The following is an 18,655-nucleotide window of genomic DNA, read 5'->3' as shown; positions in this document are numbered from 1 at the left end:
GTGGCGGCGCGGAGGGCGATCCCCCTCGTAGTTCTCTCGTTGTTCATCTCGCTTTTCGGGGCGGGGCTGTTCACCATCGCGCAGGACGGACATCCGCTCTCCGTCATCGACGAGCACATCCACTTCGACACGGCGGTCAAGGCGGGGCAGGGCGAGTTGCCCTACCGGGGCATGCTTCTCGGCCAGGAACTCCTGGATGAGTGGGCTTGCGGCGTCGGGCACGAAGGAGGAGACATCCCCTACCCGTGCGGCGACCCCAGAGTCACGCCCGACGCTATTCCATCGGGTAAGTACAGCACAGGCTACGGGCACTATCCCACCTACTTCTTCGCAGCGGCGGGGTTCCAGAAGATCTTCGGCGCAATCACCGGCTCCGAGGATCTCCTCCAGGGCTTTCGCGTCTTCAGCGCCCTCACGCTTTTCCTCGGTGTCGTGGCGACCGCCGTCTTCGGCTGGCTGCTCGGCTTGCGGGGTGCCCGGTTGATCGCCGTCACCGCTGTGCCGATCGCGACCTCGATGGTCGTCTTCGCCGGCACGATCGTGAACCCGACGTCGACATCCGTACTCGCAGGGGCACTGATCGGGGGTACCGGGCTGCTATGGATGCGGCGAGGCAGGGGCTTCGTCTGGTTCGCGCTCTCCGTGGCGTTCGCGTCGTCCATCGCAGTCACCGTCGTGCTGCCGGCTGGTGGCTTCGGCCTCGCAATGCTCGTCGCACTCATCTGGAAGCGAGCCGCGTTCTTCCGCGAGCTGGAGTGGCACCCACGATGGTGGCAACTGGGAACCCTCTCAGCGCTGGTCCTGCTGCCGATCATCGCCTGGGGTCGATTCATCGCTGCGAGAGCAACGGTGTCGAACGAAGCGCTGTATGGCTTCCTCCCCCCCAGCGGCAAGAAGGACATTCTGGTCGGGGCGACTCTGGAGCTCTCTCTGCTGCACACGCCCTGGCGAGAGACTCACGGGATAAAGAGCCAGCCTGAGAGCTTCATCGGGCGGCTCGCGCACGCCTTCTCCGAAGGAGCGCCCATCTGGATCGGAACGCTCATCTTCGGTGGCATCGTCGTCGCACTGCTGCTCCAGCGATGGTACAAGTTCAGCACCGTCGACGCTCTCCTGCCGCGCGCGCAGGTCACTGGTGCCCGGGGCTGGGCACCGACCGCCTTCGACGCCTCGGTGAATCTCGTCGCCCTCGGGACCCTCGCGACCATCATCGTGTATCCGCCGGCATTGCGGATCATGAACTGGATGAACTTCGGGTTCGACTTCCCGATCGTCGATCGCTACTCCAGCGCGTTCACACCGCTGCTCGCGATGCTCGCACTGCTGATGATACGCAACCGCTGGTTCGCGATGCTACTCGCCGTCATCGCCGTGCTCACCGGTCTCGGTACGGTGTCAGGCGCGATCTGAACGGGATTTCGTGACAGGCTCGAAGCTCGGATCTGCAGGCTCGGACAAGTCGACAGTACCGATCACCCGCGCAGGTACGCCCGCGACGATGCTCCGCGCAGCGACGGGCCCCGTGACCACTGCACCGGCACCGATCACCGCCTCATCACCGATCGTGACGCCCATGTTGATCACGGCGTTCGCGCCGATGAACACGCGGTCGCCAATGGCCACGGGCTGCCGGTCGACCTGATCGTACGCGCGACCCGAAACGCAGCGCTTCGCGCTCGAATGGGTGTAGATGTGCACTCCGGAGGAGATATCGCATCCTTCGCCGATCGACAGTCCGCCCGACCCGTCGATGAGCGTGAATGCGCCGATCCAGGTGCCCGCACCGATGCGCGGCTCGCCGATGATCCAGGCATTTGGATTGTAGGGGTTGTCCGGAAGGCTGGTCATGGTCGCTCCTCTGCGCCGAATGAACGAACTGGGGGCGCGACGGCGTGGCCATCGCGCCCCCATCTCGTAGGGTGAACCCGCGTCAGGAGTTCTGCACGAGTCGGGTCATGCCCGACACGACGTCGATCTCGGCTTCGAACCCGAGCACGTCCTTCGCGCGCGTCGTGTCTGCCGCACGACGCGAGACGAGCACCGGACGCGGATTGAACTGCGGCTCCACGTCAGCTCCGACCGCGGCGATCAGGATGCGCGCGAGGTCGGCGACCGTCGTATCGATTCCGGTTCCGACATTGACCGGAACGTTGGCCTTCTCCGAGGTGAGGGCGAGCACCACAGCACGGGCGATGTCCTTGACATGGATGAAGTCCATGGACTGCTTGCCTTCGCCGTCGATGACCGGCGCCTCACCGTTCTTGAGGCGGTTGACGAAGTGGTTGATGACCGACGTGTAGTAGGCCGTCGTCTTCTGTCCCTCGCCGTACACGTTGAAGAAGCGCAGCGCGATCCACGGGAGATTCGTCTGACGCTGGTAGTAACCGAGCATGTCCTCGGCAGTGCGCTTACCGATGCAGTACGGCGTGAGGGGGTTGAGGCGGTCATCCTCGTGCATCGGGAGCTTCTCCGGGTCGCCGTACACCGATGCGCTGGACGCGATCACGATGCGCTTCGCGCCGAGCTCGGATGCGGAGGCGATCACGTTGTGCATGCCGACGACGTTGGTGTCGAACGAAGCGTACGGATCAGCGACAGACTTGTTGATGGAGTCCGCGGCGAGGTTGATGACGTAGTCATATCCCTCCATGGCGTTCCGAACGGCTGCGCCGTTGCGGATGTCCTGATCGATGACGTCAACACGGCCCGTCTTCGTGAGTTCGTTCGCTGCGTCGCGGTCACCGCGCCACATGTTGTCGAAGATGCGAACGGTCCATCCCTCGTCGAGCAGTCGCTGGACCACGTGAAGCCCGATGAACCCGGCGCCTCCGACGACGAAGACCTTCTTGTCACTCATTGAATCGATACTCCTTTGGTAAGTGGAAACAGCCCGCGTCAACGCGCGAGCGGGATGGCTTCGGCAAGGACCTCAACGACACGATCCACGTCGTCGAACGTCAGATTCGCGTGCATCGGGATCGCGAGATGACGCGTGAAAAGGTCTGCAGACACCGGCAGTGAACCCTCGAACCCGTACACAGGCTGGATGTGCGATGCGTAGGTTCCGAAGTTGCACTGCACACCGCTGTTGCGGAGATGCGCGGCGACGAGCCCACGATCGATATCAGCATCGAGCGTCACCACGTACGACTGCCACGGGTGAGTGCGGTCGTCCAGGGCGACCGGAGCGGTGACTCCCTCGAGGCCACGAAGACGCTCCGCGTAGGCGGCGGCGATCTCGCCGCGGCGAGCCACGAGCCCAGGAAGCCGATCGAGCTGCGCGAGCATGATCCCCGCGGAGATGTCGGAGAGACGGTAGTTGTAGCCCGCTTCGTCGAAGGACGGGATCGGGAGGTCCGAGCTCCCCTCGCGCGACAGGGCGGGCGCGATGCCGTAGGTGTGGAGCTTTCGTGCGCGCTCGGCGAGGTCTGAACGGTCGGTGACGAGGGCTCCGCCTTCGCCGGCGGTGATGCCCTTTCGCCCGTGGAAGCTGAAGGTCGCCACGTCCGCAAGGCTTCCCGCGGGCCGCCCCTTGTAGGAGGCTCCGGCAGAACAGGCCGCGTCCTCCATGAGGAACAAGCCGTGCTTGTCGGCGATGGCGCGAAGTTCGTCGTAATCCGCAGGCTGACCGAACACGTCGACGGCGAGGATGCCCACGGTGCGCTCGGTGATCGACGCCTCGACTGCCGCCGGATCCACCGACCAGATGTCAGGACGGATGTCCGCGAACACCGGCTTCGCCCCCGTCCACATGACGGAGTGTCCGGTGGCAGGGAAGGTGTAGTCGCCGACGATGACCTCATCCCCCGGCTTGACGCCGAGGGCATCGAGCCCGAGGTGGAGCGCAGATCCGCAGTTGCTCGTGGCGAGTGCGTGCGCGGTGCCGACCGCTTCCGCGAAGCGCCCTTCGAACTCACGGCACGTCGGTCCTGCTCCGGAAAGCCATCCCGAATCGAACACGCGCTGAACCGCCGCGAGCTCTTCTGGTCCGACAGTCGGTTCGCCGAGAGCGACGGTGTGCGCCATCGTTCACCTTTCGCTTGAAGTGGGGTTCGGAGAGTTCACGGCACTCGGAGCCGTAGGATCGAAACGTGGTGCGGGCACCAGAATCGCCACCGCCATCCTACCCGCTTGTTGTCGTCAAGGAGATTTACCGTGCCAGGAACCAGTGTCGTCATCATCGGCGGCGGCATCGTCGGCCTCGCCGTTGCGGAGCGCGCGGCACGCTCGGGACAGCGCGTCGTGGTCCTCGAGAAGGAAGAGGCGTGGGCCTTGCACCAGACGGGCCGCAATTCCGGCGTCATTCATGCGGGACCGTACTACAAGCCGGGTTCCCTGAAGGCGAAGATGTGCGTCCAGGGCAACGCGAGCATGCGGAGGTTCGCGGTCGAGCACGGTATCCCACACGAGTTCACGGGCAAGCTCATCGTCGCGACGAATGAGTCCGAGTTGCCGAACCTCAAGGAGCTGGAGCGGCGCGCCCAGGCGAACGGCGTCCCCACCCGCTGGCTCACGGCCGCGGAGGCGCACGAGTACGAGCCGCACGTCGCCTGTGTGGCCGCACTTCGCGTCGAGACGACGGGAATCATCGACTACGCCGCCGTGAGCCGACGTCTCGCGGAGATGGCGGCCGAGCACGGCGCAGAGATGATCCTCGGAGCCCAGGCCACAGCGATCCGCAATGAGAACGGGCACGTCGTCGTCGAGCACACTAAGGGCACGACACGTGCAGACTTCCTGATCAACTGCGCCGGTCTGCACAGCGACAAGGTCGCGCGACTCGCGGGGCTGCGCCCCTCGGCACGCATCGTGCCCTTCCGCGGTGAGTACTTCCACCTCTCGGCCGAGAAGGAACACCTCGTTCGGGGACTGATCTACCCGGTTCCGGACCCCGACCTCCCGTTCCTCGGCGTCCACCTGACGAAGATGATCGACGGCAGTCGCCATGCGGGTCCGAACGCGGTCACCGCACTCGGACGAGAGAGCTACAGCTGGGCGAAACTGAACATTCCCGAGGCGATCGGCGACATCACCTACCCCGGGTTCCTCCGCATGGCCTCTCACAACATCCCGGTCGGCGTGAAAGAGGTCCTGCGCTCGTTCTCCCGACGGATGTTCGCGCAGAGTCTGTCGGTCCTCGTCCCCGGTATCGAAGCCCGTGACCTGACCTCGTCCCCCGCCGGTATCCGCGCGCAGGCGATCACGAAGGACGGCAAACTCGTCGATGACTTCCTGTTCGAGATCGCCCCTCAGCAGGTGCACGTGCTGAATGCACCTTCACCGGCGGCCACGAGTGCCCTGGTCATCGCGGAGGATATCTGCCGGAGGGCCGGCTTCCTGGACTGAGCGGATTCGGACGCCGGCTCCTCCGCCGACGTCCGAATCGCCGTCAGGACACGGGAACGACTTCGTAGATGCGCATCTTGGTCGGTCCGTCCGTCGTCGTGGTCACCAGACGGACGCAGTCCTGCGAGATGTCGCTCTCGGCGATCACGTACTCCACGTTCGCCTGCGCGAACGCACTGCAGGAATCGAAGGTCAGCTGGATCTGATCCGGTGCCGGGTTGCGGGGATCGGGATCTCCGTCGCCTACCACCCACGAGACGTTCGCCAGCCTGTTCCAATTCTTCTCACTGCTGTTCGTCGGATCGATCTCCTCCCACATCTCCGGCGACGGTGCGCTCTGGAAACCGTTGTAGGAGGCGACCCCGGCTTGAACGAGCATCATCGTCGGCAGCGGAGAGTCGGCTATGCCCACCCAATCCCCCGGTTCCGTCGCGTCGATCTTCTCGATGGCATCCACCGCATGCGTCTCGCGGAGGTCGAGCACACCACGGTAGAGCGGATTGACACCCGCCGTGGACAGCAGCGACAGCACGAGCACGAGCCCCGCCCCGACAGCGATCCGGTTGGTCGCGAACAGCCACACGCTCGCGACGAACAGAGCGACGCACAGGACCGTGGCCCCCGCGACCAATGGATTCGCCGCGGCGAAGTCCCGGAAGCTGAAGTCGCCGGAAGCGCCGATGAGAGCGGCGACCCCGACGCTCGCGGCGGCGAGTATCGTCGCGACCGCGGCAGGCAGCCGAAGACCGCCGCCCCGACCGCGCTCATCGGCGAGTCGGGTGCCGGCGACCACGACGAGGACGAGGCTGAGAAGTCCGAATCCGAGCCTCACCCGGCCATAGGTTGTTCGATCCAGCAGGAGCAGGTGCGAGACCGGGTCCCACCCGGGCAGGAACATGTATGCCAGGAACACCACGGCGACGACGGAGAGGCATACGGTGAGCCAATCGACCCCCTCGCCTCTTCGGAAGCGGCGAAGAGCGATCCAGATGAGCGGCACGAGCAGGAAGAGACCGGGAAGTACGAATGTCGCCGATTCGGAGCTGTTCATGCCCCATGGCACGCCGCCGGACGGTCCGATGATCGGCGAGAAGGGACCACTGAACAAAGCCGCGAGCTCGTACCCGCCACCCCCACCGACCGGCTGGAGTCTTTCCCCGGGATAGACCGTGCTCGTGAAGCCCACGATCGTGTCCCAACGGGTCACCAGCCAGATGCAGAGGAGTGCCACACCGGCCGCACCGGCGATGAAGACCGGGACCACCGCCTTCAGACGGTCCACGAATCGCGGTCTGTCGACAGAGGGCATGAGGACGAATCCGACGCCGAAGGCAGCGACCACCCACACGACGGGGACGATGAACGGCACGTAGATTCCCGTTCCCATCGTCGCGGTGAGGTAGGCCACGAGCGCCGCCAGCACCCATTTCCCCGTCCGGTGCCGAGACCTCACGCACCAGACGATCGCCGCCATCACCAGAAGCGCCCACGCGGGCGCATAAAGCGTGATCGACAAGAACCACCATTGGAAGAATGGCGCGAGGAAGAAGCCGCAAGACAGGAGCAAGGCGGTGATCGGGCGTCGAGGGAGGAGCGTCACGGCGAACAGGAACGCGGCGGCGACCAATGCGAATGCCGGGAGCCACCATTTCACGGCCATCGCCTGGTCGAGTGGAAGGAAGAGAAAGCCGACGAGGTGCGGGCGGAGGGCTGTCGACCAGTCGCGCGTCGGCAGGTCATGCTGGACCGTCGCGTCCATGCCGCCCGGGAAGGTCTCGTTGCGGGTAGGCAGCCCCTGCTCGACCTGCGAGATCGTCCATGTCGTCTGCACGAACCACTCGTCGCTCCGGATCGGCTCGGGCATGCCTGCGATCAGATCCGAATCGGCGTCGTTGCTCACGAGGCCGTGCATCACTCCCGTGGACGAACCGGTGATGCCGAGGATGACCAGTAGCACGAACACCGCTGCCAGCAGGCTCAGAGGGGCGAGCAGGACTCGACGATTGGGCAGCCCGTCCTCCCTCGGCATGACGAAACTGCGGTAGGAATCTCGGACCGCCGCCCAGCGGGACGGCCTGGACCCTGCCTCGTTCGGGGGCGTTGACGATGACAACAACTCATGCCTCACTAGATCACTGCCATGATGGCGGGAAGAGGGAACTGCCCGTCGAGCCGAACAGCAGGTCACATCCTATCGACAGGATCTGATCAAGCCTGAGAACGCGGTGCTCCCCCGTTCGCAGGCCGGCCCGCCCAAGGCACGCACTCAGCCGACGGTTGATCTCACCTGACGAAACCGCGCTCCGTCGATGAACCCGCGTATGCCAGCGCGAATCTTCGGGCCCCGTTCGCGCTCGCAGAGCAGCATCTTGATCCAGGCCTTCGTCGCGTATGCAGCGTCGTCCCAGAACCAACGGCCGAAGCCGTACCGTCGGATCATGATCATGCGGTTACGCGTCATGTAGTACTGACGCATGGGCGAGTAGTTCGAGAGGTAGATCCGTCTGCCGAGGAAAGTAGACGGCACCGAGTCGCCGAACCGATGGTCGAGTACCGTGTCGTACACCTTGACCACGCGGTAACCCGCTCGGCGTGCTCGGAGCGAAATGTCGTGATCGACGTAGTCGATGAAGAGGCGTTCATCGTGAAGCCCGATCTTCTCCAGCGCCGCCCGGGAGAAGAGCGCACCCGAGGAGATCACTGCCACCTGCTCCTCGACACCCACCCGGTTCTCGCCGTCGTACAAGTGGCCGGTCTCCTCGGCACGCAGCGCCGGCCCGGCGATGGCGACGGGACGGCCGGCAGGCGAGAAGGCACCGATGAGCGCCTCAAGCATCCCGTCTGCCACAGTGCTGTCCTGGTCGAAGACCCACACATAGTCGAATCCTGCGCCGAGAGCCTGCCTCATCCCCGCGTTGAATCCTGCGGCGACGCCGACATTCTTCGTCTGGTCCAGGACGGTCAGGGCGTCACCGTCGCGTAACGGGGCGAGGAGCTTCTCAGTGACTTCGTCGTCCGGCGAGTTGTTCACCAGGTAGATGTGGTCTGCCTGGACGGCGAGCTTCGCAAGGTTGTCGCGGATGCTCGATGACGGACGGTAGGCCAGGACAACAGCGGCGACCTTCGGCGGTGGCGTCATCGTCCCACCGAGGAGTCCACGGTGATCTTCGCCGCCACGGTACCCATCGTGGTGTCGTCGGTCCGCACCCGCAACGTGGCGCCGCGCATGAGGCCGTGGCTGCTCGGTTCGCTCACGCCGGCGGCGTTCGCATTCACGAAGTAGTCCCCCGGACCGAATCCGGCCTGGGCGATGCGGAGATCCACGACAGTCTTGCCTGCGATCGGATCGAGCACCACGCCGAGCACCTCGGTGTTCGAGGCCATCACCATCTGCCCGAGCGGGGTGTCCATGCTGAAGCCGATCTCCCATCGCTCGATCGGCCGCAGCGTATCGACATGCACACGGACCGTGAACGGATCGCCCGTCTGGAGCTCCTTGATGGTTGCGCCATCGTCGTCCACCAGCTCGATGCGCTTCACCTGGATCGGATGGATGGTCTCCTCCGGAGGCGCCTCGCCCACCTCGCGGTCGGCGAGCACGTCACGCAGTCCGTCCACCGCGCGATTGATGTCCCCGTCGAACACCAGCTTCCCGTGATGGAGCAGGATGCCGCGGTCGCAGAGCTCCTGAACCTGCTGCGCGGAGTGGCTCACGAGGATGATCGTCCGGCCCTCCTCACGGAACTGGTGGATGCGGTCCATGCACTTGCGCTGGAAAGCCTCATCGCCGACGGCGAGAACCTCGTCGACGAGAAGCACGTCCGGATCGGTGTGCACCGCAACAGCGAAAGCCAGTCGCACATACATTCCGGACGAGTAGAACTTCACGGCGGTTTCGATGAACTCGCCGATTCCACTGAACTCGAGGATGTCGTCGAACCGTTCGTCGATCTGAGCGCGACTGAGCCCGAGGATCGCGGCATTGAGATAGACGTTCTCCCTGCCGGAGAGATCGGGGTGGAACCCTGCGCCCAGCTCCAGAAGCGCGGCCATGCGCCCCCGAGCCTCCACGGTACCGGTCGTCGGCGCCACGATACCGCCGATGAGCTTCAGCAACGTGCTCTTTCCCGAGCCGTTCTGGCCCAGCAGCCCGACGGTCGTGCCCGCCTTGATGTCGAGCGAGATCTCGTCGACAGCGGTGAACTCCTCTCGGAAGGCTTTGCCGTGCCTTCCGAAGTGGACGATGCGGTCCTTGAGGTTGTTGTCCTTGCGCACGCGGAACTTCTTGCTCACGCCCTTGAGACGGATGATGTCCGGGCGGGATGAGAGGTCGGTGTTATCGATCATGGCCTACAGCTCCTGCGCGAAATTGCCCTGCATGCGCGTGAAGACGCGATGCGAGATCCAGAGGAACACGAGCCCGATGACACTCATGATCGCCATCCTCAGCCCGAGGTTCGGGGGGTAGTCGGCGACGGTGCCGGAGCCCCAGAACGCCCGGTGAAATCCGAATACCCCCACGGTGAGCGGGTTCGCGAGGTACACCTCGAGAAGCCACGCGGGAAGGTCGTACTGCGCCACCACCGTCTTGACCATGGTCCACGAGTAGACGATCGGCGAGGCCCACATCGCGAGCATCATGACGACCTCGGTGAGGTACTGGATATCCCGAAGGTAGACGTTGAGGGCGGACAGCAGCAGCCCGGTCGCAATTCCCCACAGCAGCACCATCCCGAGCGACGGGAAGAACCACAGCATGTGCACCGGCTCTGGGAGTCCGTTGAGGAGCAGCGCCGCGACCAGCAGCACACCCAGCTGCACCAGGAACATGAAGCTGGCCGCACCGATGCTTCCCAGCGGGAAGATCTCACGCGGGAGATAGATCTTCTTCACGAGTCCGGCGTTGGAGATGATCGACCCCGTCGAGCCGAAGATCACGTCGGCGAAGAACGTGTAGAGAGTGAAACCGGCGAAAAGGTAGATCGCGAAGTTGTCGATCCCCCGTGAAGCGCCGAGGATCTGTCCGAGCACGATGAAATAGACCAGGAACTGTACCAGCGGGCGGATCACGGTCCACAGGAACCCGAGGAAGCTGTCGCGATAGCGTGCTTGGAGGTCGCGACGGATGAGCAGTATCAGAAGTTCGCGCCGTCGGTACAGTTCGCCGACCTTGCCGCCACGACCACCGTCGCGGAGTCCGCGCGCGTCGATCGTGGTGAACGGCTCGGCGGCGAGCCGAGTGAATCTGTCCACGGGGGTTTCCTTTTCGGGTGTTCGGGTCGTCCCTGAGCCTATCCTCAGCAGAACCTGTGCCTCGGCGCGGCGCGCCTCACCGATGCCCGGGGAGGCGCCGGCGGATGCCGCCGACGATACGCTCGCGCGCGGCACGGATTCGGGCTCCGGCGCCAGGGTGGTTGCGACGCATGTACATCCGCGCGAAATCGCGCAGCTTCCCCTCCCCCACATGTCCGATACCGCGCAGGAAGGTGATCTGCTCGTAGGTGCGTCCGGGAACGGTCGAGGACATCTCGTCGAAGTTGAAGTCGAGCGTCGTGTAGCTCACGGCGAAGTACTCGGCGTTCGTGATCGTGCGCGTGTGGAACCCGAGCTCCGCGGCCGCATAGCTCGGTACCCGCTCCAGGACGTGGGCGAGGCCGCCGTCCTGGTAGGCCTCAGCACCTCCGAAGTCCGAGTACTCCCACGGCTGCTCTACCAGGAGACGAAGCGCCTCCGGTCGCGCGATGAACATCGAACCGTACGGCGCAAGCGGTGAGATGTCGTCGAGAGGCACCATGATCCCCATCTGGGCAGCAAGCTTCTCGAATCCCGGCTTGTTCGCCCACCAGGCGCGCCCCATGGTCGGGTAGCCGATGTGCACCATGGGCGGATAGACGATCCCGAGTCCCGGCTCGCGCTGGAACAGGGCGAGCACGTTCGCGGCATATCCCGGACTTGCGAGCAGATTCGTGAACTGCTGCTCCTTGAAGGCGCGCCCGACGTTGAAACCATCCTGCGGGGTCTTCTTCGAGTGAAGCTTGACGACGAGATCGTAGCCGCCGTCGAGGAGCACATCCTTGCAGCCCACGAGGAACGCGCTCTGATCACGACCATCGTTCGACGCGACCACGCGCACGTCGACCGCGCGACCGTCACGCGGCCGCGCATCGACGATCTCACGAATGTCCGCAGCACGCCTCTCATCCTGGGTCGTGATGACGAGGTCGTAGGTGGTGGGGAGCATGTCGACGCGGTCCAGCATCTCGTCCGTCATGTCGACGTAGAAGATGTGGAGGATGGCGACGACCCGCGGGGCGCGCAAGGGGTCGAACCCGTGGTCGATGTCGCCCAGAACATCGTTCAACCCGAGATCGACGTTGAGATCCTTCGGCGGCACATTGCGGGCGAGGTTCGAGAACATGTACTCGACGGGATATCCGTGCGATGCCATGTCCTCGGCGATCCACCTGCCGATCACGCCGTGACGGTCCAGGTACGGCGGCCAGTGGAAGAACGGACGACGCTTGACGAGCGGGCATCCGTCGGCGATGAGCAGATCGGCGTTGAAGAGCGCGGGATGATCCGTCGGATAGTTCTCGGCGGAAAAAGCCGCTGCAGAGACGAAACCCGCGTCATGGAACCGCTGTGTGAACGTCACTTCGTGACTGAGGACAGCCGCATAGTAATCATCCATAGCCGGCAGATCGCGCCAGTAGTCGCGCCAGATGCCGGACATGAACATGCGCTTGCGCACCGCGATCCAGAACGATTGCAGGTGGTCAGGCACCCGCCCCTCACCTGTCGCAGGATTCTTCATTCGGACGTTGTCCGTCATGCCCCAGAAGTCCAGATCCTGCGACGCCATCCTGTCCAGCACCGGCCCGTACGGTCGCACCGGACCGAACCAGGTGTCGTTGGTGAGCACGACCTCGTCGAATTTCTCGATGCCGTCGCCCAGGTGATCGATACCTGCCTTGTGGCCCCAGATGTCGAACCCCTCGTTCGGACGCACGAGGATGTCGTCCGTCACTGCCTCGAGACGCTCGCGTCCCTCCGGACTCAGGGCGCCGTTGACGACCGCGAGGATGTGGTCCGCGTCTGCGCGCATCTGCTCCAGCGCATACAGCACATAGTCCTCGACCGCGCCGCGGCGGTCGAACACGACGTAGATGACCGCGCGTCTGCTCTCCGACGTGAGTCGCGATGGCTGATCGTTGACAATCACAGCAGCTCTCCCTCGATCGGACGTCCTCGTCGGAGCACCTTGCGGAGCGTATGCATCCCGATGCGGGCCACGGCGACGAACGGGCGCATGACCGGCGCGAGACGCGCGGAAGTCGTCGGATGGTTCAAACGCATATACATGCGGGTCATCGCGACGATTCCGCCGGCGCCGGCCCATCCTGCGCGATGCAGCCACTGGATCTGCTCCAGAGGGTAGCCCGGGGGCGTGATCGAGAGCTGATCGAGCTTGTACGCAAGATTCGCGTAGGCAATCCCCGCGTGCTCCTGATTGAGCACCGTGCGGCAGTGGTAGCCGATCTCGCCCAGTGCAAGCGGCAGAAGACGCTCTTGCACGCGGGCGAGGTCGGCCCCGCCACGCTTCGCGGCGACATAGTCTTCATAACGGAGCTGGTCATCCAGCAGCAGGCGGAGAGCCTTCGGACGTCCAACCCACATGCCGCCCATCGGGGCCAGGGGCGAGGCGCCGTCGAACGGCACGTTGATGCCGAGACGCTCGCTGATCTCGAGCGCGGGCTCCCGGTACTGCGACCATCCTCGCCCGGCGAGGGCGTATCCGATATGCATCATCGGCGGGAAGACCGCTCCGAGTCCTGGTTCACGCTCGAACAGGGCGAGAAGGTTCGAGAACTGCCCGGGACTCGAGATGAGATTCTCGAGCTGGTAGCGGCGGAAGTACCGTGCGATGTTCGCCCCGCGCTTCCGCGGGGCGCGGGAGTGGATCTTGACGACGAGGTCGTACCGGTCGGACACGAGGATGTCCCGACATCCGATGAAGAACGCGCTCATGTCGCGTCCGTGCTTCGACGGCACGACACGGATGTCGAAGCCGGTCGCCTTCGTGAGTCGCCGATCATCGATCGCCGTCCGGATACGGGTCGCGCTGTCGTCGTCGAGTGTCGTCACCACCAGATCGAAATCGACGGGGATCTGCTCGAGCCGATTGAGAATATGGTCGATCGTCCGCGGATCCGCGCAGTGAGCAAGGACCGCGATGCGTCTGCTCGGTGCCGGGGCATGAGCGCTCTCGTCGAGCACTTCGAGCATTCCCGCATCGGTGTTCAGCGTCTTCGGCTGCACGTTCTTCGCGAGGTTGCTCCACATCAACTCGATCGGATAGCCGTATCCGGCGATCGCCGCAGCCGTCCGCCGTCCGATGACGGCATGCCGGTCGAGGAAGGGGGGATAGTGGAAGAAGGGACGACGCTTGACCAGAGGGCAGCCGTCGGCAAGAAGAAGATCGGCGTTGAACAGCGAGGGGTGCTCGGTCGGATAGTCGTGCGACGCGAAAGCGACCGAAGCAGAGTAGCCGCGCTCTTGGAAATGCTTCGTGAACTGTGTCTCGTGCTTGAGCACCGCATCGAAGTAGGACGGCATCTCCGGCAGATCCCGCCAGTACTCCTGCCAGTCGGGAGACAAGAACATCTCCTTGCGGACGGCGATCCAGAAGGACTGGAGGTGATACGGAAGCTCACCCTCGTTCGTGAACTTGTTGAGCGGCTCCCACTCGTGATCGGTCATGCCCCAGAAATGCACCTCACGAGCATTCATCCGCTCGAAGACCGGACCGTACGGACGAACCGGGCCGAACCAGGTGTCGTTCGTCAGCAGCACCTCGTCGAACTCGGCGATTCGATCGCCGATATGCGCCAGTCCCTCCTTGTGCGCCCAGATATCGAAACCGGTGTTGGTGCGCACCAGAATGTCGTCGGTCACGCTCTCGAGCGTGGCTCGACCGGCATCGTCCAGAGGCCCGTTCACCACCGCGAGAATGTGCGCGGCGTCGTCTCGCATGCCTTCCAACGCGAACCGGACGAACTCCTCGACCGTCCCACGACGGTCGTAGACGACGTAGATGACCAGCCGCTTCCCGCCATCAGGAAATGTCGCTGATTTCTGCCCCGGCGTCGTCATCTGATCCCTCCAGACCCTCGGTGGGAGGGCACAACTCATGCCCGCGCCAAGCGCGGAATGTCACTGAACTCGGACGAGCCTAGTCAGCGTCCCTGTGCGAGCGCCTTGAGGAGGTACTCGCCGTACCCGCTCTTGCGCAACGGCTCCGCGCGCTCTCGCAGCTCGTCATCCGTGAGGAACCCCATCCGCCACGCGACCTCTTCCGGGCAACCGATCGAGAGTCCCTGGCGCTTCTCCACCGTGCGGATGAAGTCCGTCGCTTCGGCGAGTGAATCGAATGTCCCCGTGTCGAGCCAAGCGGTACCACGGGTGAGCAGCTGCACTTTGAGCTTTCCCCTGTCGAGGTACTCGCGATTGATGTCGGTGATCTCGAGCTCTCCACGAGGTGAGGGCTTGAGAGCCTTCGCGATCTCGATCACGTCGTTGTCGTAGAAGTAGAGCCCGGGAACGGCGTAGTTGCTCTTCGGGTGGGCGGGCTTCTCCTCGAGGGAGACCACCTTGCCTTCGCGGTCGAACTCCACCACCCCGTATGCCGCGGCGTCGTCGACCCAATAGCCGAAGACGACGCCACCGTCGAGTTCTGTGTACTGACGAAGCTGCGTGCCCATGCCCTGGCCGTAGAAGATGTTGTCACCAAGGACGAGGGCCACCGAGTCGTCGCCGATGTGCTCCTCCCCCAAGATGAATGCCTGCGCAAGGCCATCCGGGGACGGCTGGGTCTTGTACGTGATGGAGACACCGAACTTCGACCCGTCCCCGAGCAGACGCTGGAAGGACTCTGCGTCGTGGGGCGTCGTGATCATCAAGATGTCGCGGATGCCGGCGAGGATCAGCGTCGACAGCGGGTAGTAGATCATCGGCTTGTCGTACACCGGGACCAGCTGCTTGGAGACGCCGAGGGTGATCGGGTGCAACCGGGAGCCTGTGCCGCCGGCGAGAATGATGCCACGCATGATCACTAGTCTCCCTGATCGCGCTCGCCTGAACAAACGCCCCGAATCGGGCAGACCCTACCCGGTACGCTGGTCGTCATGCAGAGACTGCTCGTCACCGGCGGCGCCGGCTTCATCGGTTCCAACTTCGTGCACCACGTCATCGAGAAGACCGATGCCCATGTCACCGTGCTCGACAAGCTCACCTACGCGGGCAATCGGGCCTCGCTGGAGGGCCTCCCGGCGAATCGTCTCCGGTTCGTGGAAGGCGATATCGCGGACCCCGAGCTTGTCGACGACCTCTTCTCCGAGGTGGACGCCGTCGTGCATTACGCGGCGGAGTCGCACAACGACAACTCCTTGCACGATCCGCGTCCGTTCCTCGACACCAACATCATCGGCACCTACACCCTTCTCGAGGCAGCGCGCCGTCATGACCGCCGCTTCCACCACATCTCGACAGACGAGGTCTACGGTGATCTCGAGCTCGACGATCCCGAGAGGTTCACCGAACAGACCCCCTACAACCCCTCCTCTCCGTACTCCTCCACCAAGGCAGGCAGCGATCTCCTCGTCCGCGCCTGGGTGCGCTCCTTCGGTGTGCGCGCCACGATCTCGAACTGCTCGAACAACTACGGTCCGTACCAGCACGTCGAGAAGTTCATCCCGCGTCAGATAACGAATGTGCTGCGCGGTATCCGTCCGAAGCTCTACGGCGCCGGACAGAATGTGCGCGACTGGATCCACGCCGACGATCATTCGTCAGCCGTTCTCACGATCCTCGACAAGGGCGAGATCGGCGAGACCTACCTGATCGGCGCCGATGGCGAGAAGGACAACAAGTCGGTCGTGGAACTCATCCTCACCGAGATGGGTCAGCCTGCGGACGCGTACGATCACGTCACGGATCGCGCGGGCCACGACCTGCGGTACGCGATCGACTCGACCAAGCTCCGGAACGAGCTCGGTTGGACGCCCACATACGGGGACTTCGAATCCGGTCTCGCCTCGACGATCGCGTGGTACCGCGACAACGAGGCGTGGTGGGCTCCCTCCAAAGACGCGACCGAGACGTTCTACGCATCCAAGGGACAGTGATGACGGAGTTCGGAAAGTCGCTGACAGTGTCGGAGACGGGCATCCCCGGACTCCTGATCGCCGACCTTCCCGTTCACGGGGACTCCCGTGGCTGGTTCAAGGAGAACTGGCAGCGCGAGAAGATGATCGCCGCAGGTCTTCCGGACTTCGGTCCTGTGCAGAACAACATCTCCTTTAACGACGAGGTCGGGACCACACGTGGCATCCACGCGGAGCCGTGGGACAAGTGGGTATCGGTGGCGACCGGGCGCATCTTCGGCGCGTGGGTCGACCTCCGCGAGGGCCCGACTTTCGGCGCGGTGTTCACCGCTGAGATCGATCCGTCACGCGCGATCTTCGTCCCGCGTGGGGTCGGGAACTCGTATCAGACACTCGAGCCGGACACCGCCTATGTCTATCTCGTCAACGACCACTGGTCGGCGGATGCGGAGTACTCGTTCCTGAATCTGGCTGACGAGACCGCGTCCGTCCAGTGGCCCATCCCGCTGTCCGAGGTCGAGATCTCGGCCAAGGACCTCGCACATCCGCGCCTCGCGGACATCGCCCCGATTCCGGCAAAGAAGACCCTGGTGATCGGGGCCAACGGTCAGCTCGGTGTCGCTCTGCGCAGACTCCTCGGCGATTCGGCGCAGTACGAGTACGCCGGACGCAGCGAGTTGGATCTCACTGACCCCGGCTTCGCCTCCGCACGGCGCTGGCGTGACTACGAGACGATCATCAACGCCGCCGCGTTCACCGCGGTCGACCTCGCGGAGACACCGGAAGGGCGCGCCGCCGCGTGGGCGGCAAACGTCGCCGGAGTCGCTGCGCTGGCTCAAGTGGCAACGGAGAACCGCATCACCCTCGTGCACGTCTCGAGCGACTATGTCTTCGACGGCACAAAGGAAGATGCCTACACCGAAGACGACTGTTTCCGCCCGCTCGGAGTTTATGGCCAGACCAAAGCTGCGGGCGACGCGATCGTCAGCACTGTGCCGAGGCACTACATCGTCCGCACGTCATGGGTGATCGGCGAAGGCAAGAACTTCGTCCGCACCATGGTGTCGCTTGCGGAGCGCGGCATCGATCCGCAAGTGGTCGACGATCAAACGGGACGGCTGACGTTCACGAGCGACATCTCTGCGGCGATCGTGCACCTTCTTCACACCGACGCCGCCTACGGCACCTACAACCTGTCCGGTACGGGCGAACCCGCAACTTGGGCGGAGATCGCTGCCGAAGTCTTCGCTCTGACCGGGAATGCGCCCGAGCGCGTGAGCGGTGTCTCGACCTCCGAGTACTTCGCTTCTGCCTCGACGCCGGTCGCCCCGCGCCCGGCGAACAGTGTGCTCGCGCTCGATAAGATCGTGGAATCCGGATTCGAGCCGGCTCCGTTCCGCGAGACGCTGAACGCCTACTTGAACGCTGGTTGAGGACTCCTTGGGCGCCGGCCGATGAACGGACCGGTGCCCAAGGCCTCACGCCCCCTCAGAAGCGGATCGTCCCACCCTCGAAGGTCTGAGAACACACCCCACCCGCACACACCTGTGCGCTGGTAGGCCATCCGTACGAACCCGAGGCACCTCCCGCGGCGAAGTACGCATCGCGAACCTTTCCGGTGACCGCGAACGCACCCAGGGTGCGCTTGAAGAAGACGGCGCCATTCGCGAATCCCTCGGCCATCCCCCCGCCGTTGAACGAGTAATAGACGAACGACGAAGGAATCCTCGCCCCCAGCGTCGCGGCCTGAGCCGACGCCACGGCATCGATCGCAGGCGCACCCACCCGCGCTCCGGCAGCCGCCGACCAACTGATCCACCCGTACTGGAACTCCTGCGAGCACAACGTGGACGTGCACGTCTGCGCCCCCACGGGGAAACCGAGCCGACCCGTGGCCCCACCAAGCGTGAAGTACTGATCACGGATGGGACCCGACACGAAGAACGCCGTCCCATTCGTCACCGCATACGCGGAACCACTCCCGAACGCCTGACCGGTCCCTCCCGGCAGAGCGGCCACCGCAGAAACCGGCACCCCCCACGAACCGGAGATCCCGCCTGCAGCGGCATACGCCGCATAGACCGGGCCCGACACACCGAACGCACCCGCCCCAGAAGACGACACCATCCCACCCTCGAAGGTCTGAG

Annotated in this window: 15 protein-coding genes; 4 read left to right on the top strand and 11 right to left on the bottom strand. The window is 64.3% G+C overall.

What is annotated here, in order from left to right; translation table 11 throughout:
- On the top strand, positions 1–1,410 hold the full coding sequence (locus L687_RS31590; protein WP_021199810.1) for a hypothetical protein: 1,410 nt from the start codon (positions 1–3) through the stop codon (positions 1,408–1,410).
- Here L687_RS31590 and L687_RS31585 read toward each other — a convergent pair.
- From L687_RS31585 to L687_RS31575, 3 genes are all read right to left on the bottom strand, one after another.
- Entirely contained in the window at positions 1,396–1,848 is a 453-nt protein-coding gene (locus L687_RS31585) for an acyltransferase (protein WP_021199809.1), read from the bottom strand. The two genes, L687_RS31590 and L687_RS31585, sit on opposite strands and share 15 nt — an antisense overlap.
- Positions 1,849–1,930: 82 nt before the next feature.
- The gene (locus L687_RS31580; RefSeq protein WP_021199808.1) at positions 1,931–2,857 is read right to left on the bottom strand and encodes an NAD-dependent epimerase/dehydratase family protein; all 927 of its coding nucleotides are present in this window, start codon (positions 2,855–2,857) and stop codon (positions 1,931–1,933) included.
- A gap of 38 nt (positions 2,858–2,895) precedes the next feature.
- Positions 2,896–4,026, bottom strand: coding sequence for a DegT/DnrJ/EryC1/StrS family aminotransferase (locus L687_RS31575; RefSeq protein ID WP_021199807.1), 1,131 nt, complete (start codon positions 4,024–4,026; stop codon positions 2,896–2,898).
- A 129-nt stretch (positions 4,027–4,155) separates the two neighbouring features.
- Here L687_RS31575 and lhgO point away from each other — a divergent pair, with 129 nt between their 5' ends.
- On the top strand, positions 4,156–5,346 hold the full coding sequence (gene lhgO / locus L687_RS31570; RefSeq protein ID WP_021199806.1) for an L-2-hydroxyglutarate oxidase: 1,191 nt from the start codon (positions 4,156–4,158) through the stop codon (positions 5,344–5,346).
- A 43-nt stretch (positions 5,347–5,389) separates the two neighbouring features.
- On the opposite strand, the gene L687_RS31565 is transcribed toward lhgO, so the two are convergent.
- From L687_RS31565 to rfbA, 7 genes are all read right to left on the bottom strand, one after another.
- Positions 5,390–7,375 (bottom strand): DUF7657 domain-containing protein, encoded by a 1,986-nt coding sequence (locus tag L687_RS31565; protein ID WP_021199805.1) that lies wholly within the window; start codon positions 7,373–7,375, stop codon positions 5,390–5,392.
- Positions 7,376–7,612: 237 nt separating this feature from the next.
- Positions 7,613–8,485: a glycosyltransferase family 2 protein gene (locus L687_RS31560; RefSeq protein WP_021199804.1), complete on the bottom strand. Its 873-nt coding sequence runs from the start codon at positions 8,483–8,485 to the stop codon at positions 7,613–7,615.
- Positions 8,482–9,693: an ABC transporter ATP-binding protein gene (locus L687_RS31555; RefSeq protein ID WP_021199803.1), complete on the bottom strand. Its 1,212-nt coding sequence runs from the start codon at positions 9,691–9,693 to the stop codon at positions 8,482–8,484. Before L687_RS31555 ends, L687_RS31560 begins: the two co-directional genes overlap by 4 nt.
- A gap of 3 nt (positions 9,694–9,696) precedes the next feature.
- On the bottom strand, positions 9,697–10,599 hold the full coding sequence (locus L687_RS31550) for an ABC transporter permease (RefSeq protein ID WP_021199802.1): 903 nt from the start codon (positions 10,597–10,599) through the stop codon (positions 9,697–9,699).
- 76 nt (positions 10,600–10,675) lie between these two features.
- The gene (locus tag L687_RS43120) at positions 10,676–12,568 is read right to left on the bottom strand and encodes a rhamnan synthesis F family protein (RefSeq protein WP_021199801.1); all 1,893 of its coding nucleotides are present in this window, start codon (positions 12,566–12,568) and stop codon (positions 10,676–10,678) included.
- On the bottom strand, positions 12,565–14,499 hold the full coding sequence (locus L687_RS31540; protein ID WP_021199800.1) for a rhamnan synthesis F family protein: 1,935 nt from the start codon (positions 14,497–14,499) through the stop codon (positions 12,565–12,567). The genes L687_RS43120 and L687_RS31540 overlap by 4 nt, the downstream gene beginning before the upstream one ends.
- Before the next feature lie 83 nt (positions 14,500–14,582).
- On the bottom strand, positions 14,583–15,452 hold the full coding sequence (gene rfbA, locus L687_RS31535; RefSeq protein WP_031207335.1) for a glucose-1-phosphate thymidylyltransferase RfbA: 870 nt from the start codon (positions 15,450–15,452) through the stop codon (positions 14,583–14,585).
- Between the two features lie 78 nt (positions 15,453–15,530).
- Between rfbA and rfbB the strand changes: the two genes are divergently transcribed.
- Positions 15,531–16,529 carry a dTDP-glucose 4,6-dehydratase gene (rfbB, locus tag L687_RS31530; protein WP_021199798.1) on the top strand — a complete coding sequence of 333 codons (999 nt, stop codon included), beginning with the start codon at positions 15,531–15,533 and terminating at the stop codon, positions 16,527–16,529.
- Positions 16,529–17,941, top strand: a complete 1,413-nt coding sequence (locus L687_RS31525) for a sugar nucleotide-binding protein (RefSeq protein WP_021199797.1) — start codon at positions 16,529–16,531, stop codon at positions 17,939–17,941. The genes rfbB and L687_RS31525 overlap by 1 nt, the downstream gene beginning before the upstream one ends.
- 55 nt (positions 17,942–17,996) lie before the next feature.
- Here the strand turns inward: L687_RS31525 and L687_RS31520 are convergent.
- The coding region (locus L687_RS31520) for an LGFP repeat-containing protein (RefSeq protein ID WP_021199796.1) at positions 17,997–18,655 on the bottom strand (659 nt) is incomplete at its 5' end.

Origin of the sequence: Microbacterium maritypicum MF109 (assembly GCF_000455825.1) — a bacterium.
In the GTDB taxonomy this organism is placed as follows: Bacteria; Actinomycetota; Actinomycetes; order Actinomycetales; family Microbacteriaceae; genus Microbacterium; species Microbacterium maritypicum_A.
The sequence above is the reverse complement of the archived record's forward strand: the minus strand, read 5'-3'. Positions and strand labels throughout refer to the sequence as shown.